Here is a 13,303-nt window from a genome sequence, read left to right as displayed (position 1 = left end):
GGGACAACCATGACACCCGATCAGGCCGATTGATAGGCACTGGCCTGCAGTGTGAACAACTGCGCGTACAACCCGCCCACCCCCATCAACTCCTCGTGATCCCCTTCCTCCACCACCGACCCGTGATCGAGCACATAGATCCGGTCGGCCTCGCGCACACTGGCCATCCGGTGCGTGATCAGCACCACCGTGCGCCCCGCCGCCAGATCCCGCAGCCGCCGGTAGACCTCGTGCTCCGCCCGGGCGTCCAGGTTCGCGGTCGGCTCGTCGCAGATCAGCAGCGGCGCGTCGCGGTGGAAGGCGCGGCTCACCGCGAGGCGCTGCCACTGCCCGCCGGAGAGGTCGGCGCCGTCGGTGAAGTGGCGGGACAGCAGCGTCTCGTACGTCCGTGGCAGTTCCATCACGAAGTCGTGCGCGTCCCCGGCCCGCGCCGACGCCTGCACCTGGGCCAGCGAGGCGGGCCGGTCGTGGCGGCCGATCGCGATGTTGGCGCGGGCCGAGAGCGGCCACCGGGTGGGCTCCTGCATCACCACCGCGACCCGTTCCCGGACGGTCTCCGGCCGGAAGCCGCTCACGTCCACCCCGTCCCAGGTGATCGTGCCCTGCTCCGGCCGGTACAGCCCGGCGAGGACCGCGGCGAGCGTGGACTTGCCCGAGCCGTTCTCGCCGACCAGCGCGATGATCTCGCCGCGGCGCAGGGTGAGGCTGACCCCGTCGACGGCCGGGCGTTCGGCGTCCGGGTAGCGGAACGTCACCCCGTCGACCCGGATCTCGGTGAACGACGCTGGGGCGGTCTCCTCCGGGGCCGGCTCGGCGCGCGCCTCGGAGAGCTCGCAGAAGCCCTGGAAGTCGGCGAAGTACAGGCCGTACTCGTACACCCGGTTCGCGGAGAAGGCCAGCTCACGCAGCTGCCCGATACCGATGTTGATCGCGTAGGCGGCCGCGCCGCCGGCCGCGAGCGCCATCCGGCCGGTCCAGAGCAGCCAGCACAACGTCACGTAGGCCAGGCCGGTGAGCAGCCCGCTCAGCGCCTGCCCGGCCAGGTTCGTCCGGACCGCCCGGGTCGCCACGCCGATCTCCGCCACGGTGGCGAGCCGGAGCAACCGGGACGCCTCGGTGAGCAGAAAACGCCGTACCGTGAAAGCTCTTAATTCTCCCGCGGGCTCGCGGGCGGCGAGAAGCTCGGCCAGCATCCGATGCCGTCGCCAGACGGCGATGAACTCCAGCCGGCTGCGATAGCCGGACCGGGCCGCCCGCACCGCCGCCCAGCCGGTCGGCACCACCGCCAGGACCAGCAGCGGCAACAGCACCGGGTGCAGCACCGTGAGCACCCCGGCCGCGGCGATCAGCCCGATCAGGTTGGTGAGCACCTGGATGCCGAAGTCGACCACCGACTGGGCCGCGTGGATGCCGCGGTCGCGGGCCCGCTCCATCGCGTCCCGCCACTCCGGATCGTCGAAGGTGGCCAGGTCGACGCGGGTGGTGAGGTCGAGGAGACGGTTCTCGGCGGCCTCGTAGACGGTCGGCGACAGACGGCCGTGCGCCGCCGTCGCCGCGCTCGCCAGCAGCCCTTTAACGGCAAGGGCGACAATCAAAAGAATCAGCGACGGTACGGCGGCACGTACGCGCTCCGGCGTCGGGCCGGCCCGCAGCAGCCCGTCGAACACGCCGACCACGCTGATCAGCCCGACGGCGCTGACCGCACCGCCCGCCACCTGCAGGGTGAGCACGGCCGCGGCGAGTCGTGGGTTGGCCCGCCAGGCGAGCAGCCAGGCGGCTCCGAGCAGGCTCGGCAGGCGCCGGAGCATCCGCAGGAAGCCGGTGTTCGCCGCCTCCTGGGTGCTGGTCAGCCAGTAGGGCAGGTCCAGCTCACCGTCGTCCCCGCTGTCCAGGGCGGTCGCTGTGTCCAGATCGTCATGATTGTCGTCGGCGTCGGCGGGGCGGGCGGGGCTGGCGTCCGGCATCAGCGGCCTCCGGTCCGGGGGTCCTTCCGTTCCTACGCCGCCCGGGTGACCGCTGTCCACGACGTTTCCCGCTCATTCATGTCGTACCCCGCTGTTAGCGTGCCGCCATGACCACGATCCTTCCGGCCGCGGCCGACGAGGCGCGCTTCTGGGGCCTCGTCGAGTCAGCCTGGGCCGCGCTCGGCGACGAGCCGAACCGTCTGCGCCAGGAGTTGCTCGCCCCGCCGCCCGGCGCCGACCGCTACGCCATCGACGCCTGGCTGGACCGCTTTCTGGAGCAGCTCGCCCTGGTCAGCGCGGATCTCTCCGCGCAGGAGCTGACCGACCTGGACCGGGTTCTGGAGCGCAAGCTCTACGACATCGACCGGGAGGACATCCACGAGGTGACCGACGGGTCCGACGACGGGTTCCTCTACGCGCGGGGGCAGATCGTCGCGCTCGGCCGGGCCTATTACGAGGCGGTCTCCGGCGATCCGGGGATTGCGGTGACGGATGCCGACTGCGAGGCGATGTGCTACTTCTTCGCCAACCTCCACGAGAAGCGCTTCGGCACCTGGCCGGAGACCAGCTCGGGGATCAGCCGGGAGAGCTCGAGCAACCCGGCCGGCTGGAGCCGCTGACCAGCCGCACCACCGGCCCGCGCGACGGCCACGACGGGCGGCGCCGAGCGCGGGGTGCGGGGTGTGGGGTGCGCGGCGCCGAGCGTGGCGGGCGGGCGCGGGGCAGGGCAGGGCGGGTCAGGCTGGCGGGGTGAGGAGTGCGGTGAGGCGGGCCGCCTGAGTCTCCCAGCGCCACTCCCGCTCCACCCAGGCCCGCCCCGCCTTACCCATCGCTCGAGCCTGATCAGGATCGGACAGCAACCCCACGATCCGGTCAGTGATCGCGGAAACGTCCGCCCCGCCCACGACGTACCCCGTCTCCCCCTCCCGGACCGCGTCCGGCGCACCGCCGGAATCGCCGCCGACGACCGGCAGCCCGGTCGCCGACGCCTCCAGGTAGACGATCCCAAGGCCCTCGACGTCCAGCCCCCCGGCCCGGGTCCGGCACGGCATCGCGTAGACGTCCCCGGCCGCGTAGTGCTCCGGCAGCTCCGCCCACGGCACCGACCCGGTGAACACGACGTCCGCCTCGACGTCCTGCTCGCGGGCCAGCCGCGCCAGGGTCTTCCGGTACGGCCCACCGCTGACCAGCAGCAACGCTGCGCCCGGAACCCGGCGGCGGATCTCCGGCAGCGCGCGGATCAGCATGTCCTGCCCCTTGCGCGGGACCAGCCGGGACACGCACACGACGACCGGCCGACCGGCCAGCCCGTGCCGGACCCGGACCGCGGAGCCGTCCACCCCGGGGTGGAACGTGTCCACGTCGACCCCGGGGGCGAGCCGCCGCAGCTCGGTCAGCCCGTGCAGGGCCTTGTCGAGGCGGGTGCGCTGGAACTCCCCCAGGTACGTGATCACGTCGTTGCCCCGGGCGATCCGCCGCAGCAGGCCCCGGGCGCCGGGCAGCGCCGCCCAGCCGATCTCGTGCCCGTGGGTGATCCCGACCGCGCGGGTGATCCCGGCCTGGCGCCGCAGGCCGTGGGCGAGCAGCCCGAGCGGGGCGGCCGCGCCGAACAGGACGCTGTCGCAGCCGTGCGACCGGGCGAGCTCCGCGGCCCGCCGGGCCACCCCGGGCGTCGGCAGCAGCATCCCGGTGTCCTCCCGGACCACCTCGAACGGCTGCTCGGCGTCGAACGCGGCCGCGCCCTTCCAGGTCGACGAGTAGACCACCACCGAGCCGGCCGGCTGGCGCACCGCCAGGTTGTGCACGAACTGCTGGATGCCGCCGGGCCGGGGCGGGAAGTCGTTGGTGACCAGCAGGGTGCGGGCCATCAGCGCTCGCCCCGTGCGTACGCCCGGGCGGCGGCCATCCGCTGCACGGTGGACGGGTGCGAGGCGAACATCAGGAACTCCCAGGTCGGCGGATCAGGATCGGACAGGTTGACCGTGCCGAGGCGGCGCTGCATCGCCTCGAAGGTCTGCGGGTCGCCGGTCAGGTCGAGGGCGTGCCGGTCGGCGCGGGCCTCGATGTGCCGGGAGACGAACGCCTGCCCCGGCCCGGCGGCCAGCCCGGCGAGCGCGGCCACGGCGAGGAGCAGGCCGATCGCCCGGGGCTCGCCGATCGACGTCACCCCGGCCAGCCGGAGCAGCCCGGACCACGCGCCGAGCAGGTAGATCGCGACGACCGCGAGCGCCGCGCCGAGCGCGCCGAGGATCGTGCCGGTCAGCACGTCGCCGTCCTTGGCGTGGCCCAGCTCGTGCGCGGCGACCGAGACCACCTCGTCCGGCGTGGCCTCGGTGAGCAGGGTGTCGTAGACCACGATCCGCCGGGTCGGGCCCAGGCCGGACACGTACGCGTTGACCGCCCGGGTGCGCCGGGACGCGTCGGCGACCAGCACGTCCTTGACCGGCACGCCGTCGCGGTCGGCCAGCGCGATCAGCTCGGTGCGCAGCGGGCCGTCGGCCATCGGGGTGAACTTGTTGAAGATCGGCTCGACCACCACCGGGAGCACGAACGAGAGCAGCAGCACCAGCCCGGCGGCGCCGGCCGCGCCGAACGCCCACCACCAGCGCGGCGCGAAGTGCGTGACGGCGAAGAAGCCGGCCAGCGCGAGGCCACCCAGGACCACCGAGACGACCAGCGACTTCAGCAGGTCGGCGCCCCACCCGCCCCAGGACTGGGTGGAGATCCCGTAGCGCACCACGACGGTGTGCCGCCAGGCCGCGAACGGCAGCGTGAGCACCTCGCCGACCAGCACCACGAGCAGGCCGCCGAGCACCGCGCGGGCCAGCCAGTGGTCACCGAACGGCCGGCCGGCCAGCTCGACCAGCCGCGCGCCGACCGGCGTCAGGCCGAGGACCAGGGCCACGATCAACCCCAAGATCATGCTTGCGTACGTGCCGGGGCGCAGCTCGGCGCGGAACTGCCGGGCCCGGGCCACCTGCTCGGACGGGAACTGGCCGAGCGCGGCCACCTGATCGGCACGGGGCGCGGGCGCGCGATGCCACGGGACGGTGAGCGCGGCGAAGACCACCAGCGCCACTAGGAGCACCCCGAACGTGACGAGGGCCCACAACCGGGGAGTCATGACAGAAGATCCTAGGGGCTCCTCATGATCACGCCACGTGGCGGCGCATCGGGACGATCACCGGTGGCTCCGGCGTCTCCAGCAGCTCCACCTCGAAACCGGCCAGCTCGAACGTCTCGATCGCCCGCAGCTCGCCGGGAGTCAGGTCGGCGATCCCGTCCGGCGTGTCGGCGAGCAGGCTGACCAGGCACCCGGTGCACTCGTCGGTCCGCTCGACGCAACGACCACAATCGATGATCATTACCCCTCCTCAACCAGGAGGGCCGCCCCGTGCAACGAGCCGGTCACCTCAGGTAACCGTCACGCTATGCGAGGGGTACGACAGTTTCCGCGCGCGTGCCCCAGCAGATGCGCGCGGGGCGGCGCAGCGCGGGGCGGGGCCGCGCGAGGCGGCGCAGCGCGAGGCGGCGCAGCGCGGGGCGGGGCGGGGCCGCGCGAGGCGGGCCCGCGCGAGGAGAGGCGGGGCCGCGCGGGGCGGCGCGGCGCGGGGCGGGGCGGGTCAGGAGCGGGCGAGGCGGCGCAGGAGCGAGTCGGCGCCCATCGGGTAGGCGCCGTGCCGGCGCACCCCGTCCGCCACCTCGCGGTCCGACGAGACCACGACCAGCGGGCGCCCCGGCGGCTCGGCCCGGACCAGCTGCCGGATCAGCTCGTCGGCGGTCATCCCCTTGCGGGAGAAGAGCACCCGCACCCCGCGCGGCGCCGGCGGCAGCCCGTGCACCCGCTCGGCCCCGTCGAAGACCACGGTGACCTCGTCCCCGGTCTGCGCGGCGATCCCGCCCAGCCCGGTGATCAGGCGCTTGCGCTGCTGCTCCAGGGACATGTCGGCGAAGCCGCGCTTGGTCACGTTGTACCCGTCGACGACCAGGTGCGCGCGGGGCAGGGCGAGCAGCTGGTCGAGGCGGCCGGGGTCGTCGGTGTCCTGGGCGCGGGCGCGGGACCGCTCGGGCGCGCCGGGGCGGTCGGCCGCGGCGTCGGCGACGAAGTCGGCGGGCAGCTTGTCGCTCGGCTCCAGGGCGAGCTCGCGGCGCAGCCCGGTGGCGGCCTGCCCGATCGTCTCGAGCAGCAGCCAGAGCCGGGCGTCGTCGACCGCGCGGGAGTCCTTGGCGGCCTGCTTGCCGGTGGCCGCGGCGGTCTCGGCGTCGGTGAGGCGGGACTTCATCCGGCGTACCTCCGCCTCGTGTTCCTGCGCGATGCGCGACGCGCGCCCCTTCTCGGTGGCCAGCAGGTCGGCCGCGCGTTTCTGCGCGGCCTGCGCCTCGCGCAGCGCCTTCGCCGTGGTGCGGGCCTCCTCGCGCAGCTGGCCGAGCTCCTCGCGGACCCGGGCCAGCTCGTCGCGGAGCTTGTCGGCCTCGACCCGGGCCACAGTCCGGTCGTGGTCGGCGCGGGTGGCGCGCTGCTCGGCAGTCCGGATCCGGTCGGCCAGGGCGGCGCTGTCCGCGTCGGCCCGGACCACGTCGCCGGCCGCGTCGATCAGCTCGCGCCAGCCCTCCGGCCGGGCCAGGTAGGCCAGCGCGGCGACCTCCACCGGGTCGGCGGCGGCCGGGGCGACGCCGCTGGTCACGGCGGCGCCGAGGTCACCGGCCTCGGTCACGATCCGGGCGCCGATCCGCTGCCGGAACAGCGGGTCGGCGGTGAGCTGGGCGGCGATCTCCCGGCCGCCGAGGCGGGCCCGGCGGTTCGGCGCGAAGCGGGCCACCCGGCGCAGCACGACCGGGATCTCGTCGCCGGGCAGGCCGGGCAGCGCCGCGGCGGCCAGCACCATGATCCGCTGACGGACGGGTTCCGGGAGGACCGGCTCGGGGGAAGCCGAAAGGGTGACATCCGCAGCCTCGACCGCCGCCTCCTCTACGGGGCGGTCATCGGGCTCCAGCGGCGCGGACATCCACCCATTCTCACACCGTGGCCCGGTAAAACGCTTGCTGAGGCAAGTGATCTTTTCCCGGGCGGCTCGGTTTATGTCGTACCCCCGCTCTAGTGTTGCCCGCCGTGGCACAACCGGCTTATGTGCAGGGCACTCTGGACACGCTGCTGTCCGCCGACGGTTCGGTCGATCCGGCCGCGCTGTCCCTGGCGGACACCACGTTCGTCGTGCTCGACCTGGAGACCACCGGCGGCGCTCCGGACGGTGGCGGGATCACCGAGATCGGCGCGGTCAAGGTGCGTTCGGGTGAACTCCTCGGCGAGTTCGGCACCCTGGTCAACCCGGGGGTGCCGCTGCCGCCGTTCATCACCGTCCTGACCGGCATCACCGAGGCGATGCTGCGCCCGGCGCCGGCGATCGAGGCGGTGCTGCCGGGCCTGCTGGAGTTCCTGCGCGGCGCGGTCCTGGTCGCCCACAACGCGCCGTACGACGTCGGTTTCCTCAAGGCGGCCTGCGCCGCGCACGGCTATCCGTGGCCGTCGCCCCGGGTGCTGGACACCGCGGCCCTGGCCCGGCGCGCGCTGACCCGTGACGAGGTGCCCAACCGCAAGCTCGGCACGCTGGCCCAGTTCTTCCGTTCCACGGTCGAGCCGAACCACCGCGCCCTGGACGACGCGAAGGCGACCGTCGACGTGCTGCACGGGCTGATCGAGCGGCTGGGCAGCTTCCGGGTGCACACGCTGGGCGACGCGATCGAGTTCGCCAAGACGATCACCCCGGCCCAGCGCAGCCGGCGGCACCTGGCCGACAACCTGCCGCGGGTGCCCGGGGTCTACATCTTCCGGGCCGCCGACGACCGGCCGCTCTACGTCGGCAAGTCCAACGACATCTCGACCCGGGTGAAGAGCTATTTCACCGCCGCCGAGAAGCGCTCGCGGATCTCCTCCGAGATGCTGACCGCGGCGGTGCGGGTGGAGGCGGTGGAGTGCGCCCACTCGCTGGAGGCCGAGGTCCGGGAGTTGCGCCTGATCGCCGCGCATGCACCGCCGTACAATCGGCGGTCCAAATATCCCGAGCGGATGGTCTGGCTGAAGCTCACCGCGGAGGCCTTCCCGAGGTTGTCGGTGGTCCGGCGGTTCGCCGAGGACGGTGCGACCTATCTGGGCCCGTTCACCTCGCGGCGCACCGCCGAGCTGGCCGCCGCCGGGGTCTACGACGCGGTGCCGTTGCGACAGTGCAACCACAAGCTCTCGCTGCGCACCCGCACCCCGGCGTGCGCGCTGGCCGAGCTGGGCCGCTGCCCCGCGCCGTGCGAGCACGAGATCTCCCCGGCGGAGTACGACCTGCGCGCCGCCCTCCCGTTCCGGACCGCCACCTCGGGCGACCCGGGCCCGGTGATCGAGGCGATCCTGGCCCGGATCGACACGCTGAGCGACAAGCAGCGGTACGAGGAGGCCGCCACCGTCCGGTCCCGCCTGATCGCCCTGCTCCGCGCGCTGATCCGGATGCAGCGGCTGAACGCGCTGACCCGCCTGCCGGAGATCGTCGCCGCCCGGCGGGACGACAAGGGCGGCTGGGAGATCGTGGTGGTCCGGCACGGCCGGCTGGCCGCCGCGGCCACCTCGCCGCCGCGCGCGCACCCGCGGCCCACCCTGGACGCGGCGCGCCTGACCGCCGAGACGGTCCTTCCCGGACCGGGCCCGGTGGCGTCGGCGACGCCCGAGGAGACCGAGCGGATCCTGGCGTGGCTGGAGCGGGTGGACACCCGCTTGGTGGAAACCTCCGGCGACTGGGTGTCACCGGCTCGTGGCGCGGCGCGTTTCGCCGCGCTGCTAAGCAGGGCTGAATCGGCCGCATCAGCCCAAGACTCGACCGTTCGCCTATCGGTAACTGACCGTTCGGATGACGCCCGCTCGCTTAGGCTGTAAGGCACGCGCGGACTTGTGGTGATTCAGCCATCCCGAGTCCACGTGCCATGCTTCGTAGAGAAGTGTGGACGATCGGTGAGGGGGTGTCCGGGTGGACGTCGACGCCGGCCACGGCGCCGCTCTCGGTCGTGCCTTGCCGGCCGCCACGTCCCCGAGCCCGCTCAGCTTCACCCAGCGACTCCGTTCGCTGTTGAGCTTCCCGGGCAACGACGACGATCCGGTCACGACCCTGGCCAAGACCCATCGCAACATCCACCCGTCGGCCGATGTGGCCCTGCTCCGCCGCAGCTACGCGATCGCCGAGAGCATGCACCGCGGCCAGTTCCGCAAGTCGGGTGATCCGTACATCACGCATCCGCTCGCCGTCGCGCAGATCTGCGCCGAGCTGGGCATGGACACCACGACCCTGGTCGCCTCGCTGCTGCACGACACGGTGGAGGACACCAGCTACACGCTGGAGGCGCTCGAGGGCGACTTCGGCGCCGAGGTGACCCACCTGGTCGACGGCGTGACCAAGTTCGACAAGGCGTTCTACGGCAAGGCCGCCGAGGGCGAGACGATCCGCAAGATGATCGTCGCCGCCGGCAAGGACGTCCGGGTGCTGGTGATCAAGCTGGCCGACCGGCTGCACAACATGCGCACGCTGGACGCCCGCTCCCCCGCCTCCCGCGCCCGGATCGCGAACGCGACGCTGGACGTGCTGGTTCCGCTCTGCGACCGGCTCGGCATCCAGGCGCTCAAGCGCGACCTCGACGACGTGGTCCTGTTCCACCTCGAGCCGGACTCGTTCGCCCGGATCGACGAGCACGTGAAGAACCGCCCCGGCTGGGACGAATACCTGGCCGACGTCTCCACCAAGGCGCGCGTCGCGCTGCGCCGCTCCCGGGTCGACGCCGAGGTCACCGCGCGTCCCCGGCACTACTACTCGATCTGGAAGGACACCGTCGCCGGCGGCCACACCGTGCCGCTCGACCTGCCCCGGATCGCGGTCGTGGTGGACGGGCCGGAGACCGACTGTTACGCCGCGCTCGGCGCGATCCACGGCCGCTGGCGCCCGGTCGCCGGCCGGTTCAAGGATTTCATCGCCTCACCGAAGAACAATCTGTACCGCTCGCTGCACACCACCGTGGTGGGCCCGGAGGGCCGCCTGGTCGAGGTGCTGATCCGCACCCAGACCATGCACCGGTACTCGGAGTACGGCGTCGCCACCAGTTACCGATATCCGAAGGTGTCCGACGAGCCGTCCGGCGCCGACCAGCTGACCTGGCTGAAACGGGTGCTCGACTGGCAACAGGACACCACCGACGCGGCCCAGTTCCTCGACTCGCTCCGATGTGACCTCTCCGAGGGCCAGATCACGGTCTTCGCCCACGGCAACGCGTACGAACTGCCCAGCGGCTCCACCCCGGTCGACCTGGCATACGAACTGGGCCCCTCGAAGGGCGACCAGTGTCTCGCCTCGACCATCAACGGGCGTCTCGCCCCCCTCAGCTCCCCGCTGCGTGACGGCGACGTCGTCGAGATCTTCTCGGAGAACGACGGCCAGGTCGAGGCGGAGACCAGCGCACCGCGCGGCCCGCGCCGGGAGTGGCTCGGCTTCGTCAAGTCGAGCCAGGCGCAGATGCAGATCAACCGCTACTTCGACGAGCGGAACGAGCCCGGCATCAGCATCGCCGACAAGGTGCGCCTGGGCCGCGCGACGATCGGCCTGACCCTCCGCAAGCACGACCGCGGCCTGGCCAGCGAGGTGCCGCTGCGCCGCCTGGCGGAGGACATGGGCTACCCCGACCTGGAGACGCTGCTGGTCGCGGTCTGCGAGCGCACCGTCGAGCCGGACAACGTGGTCGAGCAGCTCATCGCGATGGTCGACCACCCGGACTGAGTTGTTCAGAATCCCGGGCTAGCCTTACCCGCGTGAACATCTCTCGGCAGTTGCGCGGCCTCGCGTACCAAGTTTTCTACGGGCTGCCGCTGCCGGTGCGCCGCCACATCGCCCGGGCGGTCTCGCCGAAGTTCCTGGTCGGTGCGGTCGCGGTGGTCCGCGACTCGGAGTCGTCCGAGCCGGGCCGGATCCTGCTGCTGCGCCAGCCGCCGGGCCGGGGCTGGGGCCTGCCGGCCGGCCTGCTCAAGCGGGGTGAGCTGCCCTCCGTCGGCGCCGCCCGGGAGCTGCACGAGGAGTCCGGCGTCCGGATCGAACCGGGCGACCTGCGCCCCGGCAATCCGAACGCGATCGTGCATCCGAACGGCGGGATCGTCGACACGGTCTGGTTCGGCTGGGTGCCGGCGTCCAGCACGCCGCTGGTGGTGGACGGTGGCGAGGTCCTGGAGGCCCGCTGGTTCCCGGTCGACGACCTGCCGAAGCTGACCTGGCCCACCGAGCGCCTGCTCGGGACGTACGGGATCGGCCCGCGGGCCGGCCAGCTCCCGCCGTCCGTGCCCTCGGCCAGCGTCGCGCCGTCGCGCGAGGTCCCCCAGTGACGGCTCCGGTCGCCGCGATCTGCGGCGTCGTGCTGGCCGCCGGCGAGGGGCAGCGGCTGCGCCCGCTCACCGCGTCGGTGCCGAAAGCGCTCTGCCCGGTCGGCAACCTGCCGCTGCTCGACCACGCCCTGCGCCGCCTGGCCGGCCTCGGCCTGACCGGTCCCGATCAGGTCGGCGTGAACGCCGCGTACCTGGCCGACCAGGTCGTCACGCACGCCACCGGCCGCGCGCACCTCTCGGTCGAGCTGGACGGCCCGCTCGGCACGTCCGGCGGCGTCGCCCGGCTGAAGGGCTGGATCGACGGCCGCGGCGTGCTGGTCGGCAACGCCGACGCCTACCTGACCGATCCGTTCCGCGAGCCCGGCAAGGACATCGAGGCGCTGCTGGCCGGCTGGTCCGGCGACACGGTCCGGCTGCTGACCAAGCCGTGCCGCCCCGGCGAGTCCGGCGGCTTCAGCGGCCACCGCTTCGCCGGCTTCTCGCTGCTCCCCTGGCACTTCGTCAAAGACCTCGAAGATCAAAACCAGGATTTGGTACGTACGGTGTGGCGCCCCGCCGAGGCCGCGAACGCGCTCGAACTGATCGGCTACGAGGGCCTCTACCTGGACACCGGCACCCCGCAGCTCTACCTGGAGGCGAACCTGCACGCCGCCGGCGCGAACCTGCTCGACCCGTCCGCCGAGGTCACCGGCCGCGCGGTGGACTCGGTGGTCGGCGCCGGCGCCCGGGTCGCCGGCACCGTCACCCGCTGCGTGGTGTGGCCGGGCGCGACGGTCGAGGCCGGCGAGTCCCTCACCGACGCGATCCGCGCCCCGAGCGGCCTCACCGTCAGCGTGTGACCTCGACCTGGTGTCTGGCCATCTCCGCCACCAGCTCGTCGACCGTCTCGTCGCCGAGGTGCTCGCGGGCCACCTCGACGTGGCTCCACACCAGCCGGAACGGCGTCTCCGCGCCCCAGCCACCACCCAGGCAGTCGCGCAGCGCGTCCCAGACCCAGCCGAAGTAGCCGCCGGGCCCGTTCACCGCCTCACCGATCGCGCAGAAGAAGGCGTTCATGTCGGTCACGTACCGGCCGTCCAGGTGGTACGTCCCGCCGGCCGGCCGGTCCGGGCCGCGCAGGTGGGCGTGGGCCAGCGCCAGCCGCAGCCATTCGTGCCGCATCCACGGGCTCAGCCCGGTCCACGTGTCCGGCTCGGCGGGCGGTGCCACCAGCCAGGCGTCCCACAGTGGTTTCGCGGACGCCGGGATCGGGTCCCACAGCCCGTCGTCCAGCTCCACGTCGAGCAGCCCGGGGCCGGCCGCGGAGTCCCGCACCGCGACCACCCGGCCGCGGAGACCGTGGGTGAGCGTCGAGAGGTCGGTGCCGCCCGCGCCGCGCGCCCGCACACTCGCCCGCACCTCCACGTCGCCGCCGTCGGCGAGCGCGGCCCGGAACCAGGGCTCCGGGAGCAACCCGACCAGGGTCGCGGCGGGCGGCAACAGTTCCGGCCGCTCGCGATAAAGACCTTCGACGGTACGGGCGGTGCCCAGCGCCCGTTCACCGGCGTCGCTCAACCGGAAGCCCTCGTCGTCGGGCGGTTCCTCCGCGGGCCAGTAGGCGCGCTCCTCCTGGATCCGGCCCTGGAGCACCACATCGGCGCCCTCGGCGGCCAGCACGGTGACGTCGTAGAGGTTGTCGACGTAGTCGATGTCCGGGTCGTCGTCCGCCTCGATCAGGATCGTGCCGAGGTGGGCGCGTTCGGTGCCGAGCCCGGCCAGCGCCGCCCGCAGCCCCTCGGCCGGCACGCAGTCGCGCAACACGATCCGTTCCAGCGGGACCTCGGGCGGGTCCACGAAGAGCCCGTCGATCTCGGCACAGGAGCCGACGATCCGCTCCTCGTCGCCGGTGTTCCAGTCCAGCAGCACCCAGCGCAGTGGGGGATCGATATCGGTCACCCGGTCACGCTAG

11 protein-coding genes are annotated in these 13,303 nt (G+C 73.2%); 5 read left to right on the top strand and 6 right to left on the bottom strand.

From position 1 onward, the window contains the following. Positions 1–20 precede the first annotated feature (20 nt). On the bottom strand, positions 21–1,964 hold the full coding sequence (locus L3i22_RS08055) for an ABC transporter ATP-binding protein (protein WP_221326351.1): 1,944 nt from the start codon (positions 1,962–1,964) through the stop codon (positions 21–23). Positions 1,965–2,071: 107 nt separating this feature from the next. Between L3i22_RS08055 and L3i22_RS08050 the strand changes: the two genes are divergently transcribed. Beyond that, positions 2,072–2,584: a DUF4240 domain-containing protein gene (locus L3i22_RS08050; RefSeq protein ID WP_221326350.1), complete on the top strand. Its 513-nt coding sequence runs from the start codon at positions 2,072–2,074 to the stop codon at positions 2,582–2,584. A 117-nt stretch (positions 2,585–2,701) separates the two neighbouring features. Here L3i22_RS08050 and L3i22_RS08045 read toward each other — a convergent pair whose 3' ends face one another. The 4 genes from L3i22_RS08045 to L3i22_RS08030 all read right to left on the bottom strand — a co-directional run bounded on the left by L3i22_RS08045 (position 2,702) and on the right by L3i22_RS08030 (position 6,970). After that, a complete protein-coding gene (locus tag L3i22_RS08045; RefSeq protein WP_221326349.1) occupies positions 2,702–3,832 on the bottom strand; it encodes a glycosyltransferase family 4 protein in 1,131 nt (376 codons plus the stop codon). Next, positions 3,832–5,088, bottom strand: coding sequence for a M48 family metallopeptidase (locus tag L3i22_RS08040; protein ID WP_221326348.1), 1,257 nt, complete (start codon positions 5,086–5,088; stop codon positions 3,832–3,834). The genes L3i22_RS08045 and L3i22_RS08040 overlap by 1 nt, the downstream gene beginning before the upstream one ends. A 28-nt stretch (positions 5,089–5,116) precedes the next feature. After that, a complete protein-coding gene (locus tag L3i22_RS08035; protein ID WP_221326347.1) occupies positions 5,117–5,329 on the bottom strand; it encodes a hypothetical protein in 213 nt (70 codons plus the stop codon). Positions 5,330–5,587: 258 nt separating this feature from the next. Then, on the bottom strand, positions 5,588–6,970 hold the full coding sequence (locus L3i22_RS08030) for an NYN domain-containing protein (RefSeq protein ID WP_221326346.1): 1,383 nt from the start codon (positions 6,968–6,970) through the stop codon (positions 5,588–5,590). 104 nt (positions 6,971–7,074) lie between these two features. Here L3i22_RS08030 and L3i22_RS08025 point away from each other — a divergent pair, with 104 nt between their 5' ends. The 4 genes from L3i22_RS08025 (at position 7,075) to L3i22_RS08010 (ending at position 12,194) form a co-directional block, all read left to right on the top strand. Continuing rightward, entirely contained in the window at positions 7,075–8,877 is a 1,803-nt protein-coding gene (locus L3i22_RS08025; protein WP_221326345.1) for a DEDD exonuclease domain-containing protein, read from the top strand. A gap of 91 nt (positions 8,878–8,968) precedes the next feature. After that, positions 8,969–10,759, top strand: a complete 1,791-nt coding sequence (locus tag L3i22_RS08020) for a bifunctional (p)ppGpp synthetase/guanosine-3',5'-bis(diphosphate) 3'-pyrophosphohydrolase (protein WP_221326344.1) — start codon at positions 8,969–8,971, stop codon at positions 10,757–10,759. A 32-nt stretch (positions 10,760–10,791) separates the two neighbouring features. Beyond that, a complete protein-coding gene (locus L3i22_RS08015) occupies positions 10,792–11,355 on the top strand; it encodes an NUDIX domain-containing protein (RefSeq protein ID WP_221326343.1) in 564 nt (187 codons plus the stop codon). Further along, positions 11,352–12,194 carry a sugar phosphate nucleotidyltransferase gene (locus L3i22_RS08010; RefSeq protein ID WP_221326342.1) on the top strand — a complete coding sequence of 281 codons (843 nt, stop codon included), beginning with the start codon at positions 11,352–11,354 and terminating at the stop codon, positions 12,192–12,194. The genes L3i22_RS08015 and L3i22_RS08010 overlap by 4 nt, the downstream gene beginning before the upstream one ends. On the opposite strand, the gene L3i22_RS08005 is transcribed toward L3i22_RS08010, so the two are convergent. Then, positions 12,184–13,290, bottom strand: coding sequence for a barstar family protein (locus L3i22_RS08005; protein ID WP_221326341.1), 1,107 nt, complete (start codon positions 13,288–13,290; stop codon positions 12,184–12,186). The genes L3i22_RS08010 and L3i22_RS08005 overlap by 11 nt on opposite strands. Positions 13,291–13,303 lie beyond the last annotated feature (13 nt).

It is taken from the genome of Actinoplanes sp. L3-i22 (assembly GCF_019704555.1).
Classification (GTDB): domain Bacteria; phylum Actinomycetota; class Actinomycetes; order Mycobacteriales; family Micromonosporaceae; genus Actinoplanes.
Note: the sequence above shows the minus strand (reverse complement) of the source record. Positions and strands in the feature narration are given on the sequence as shown.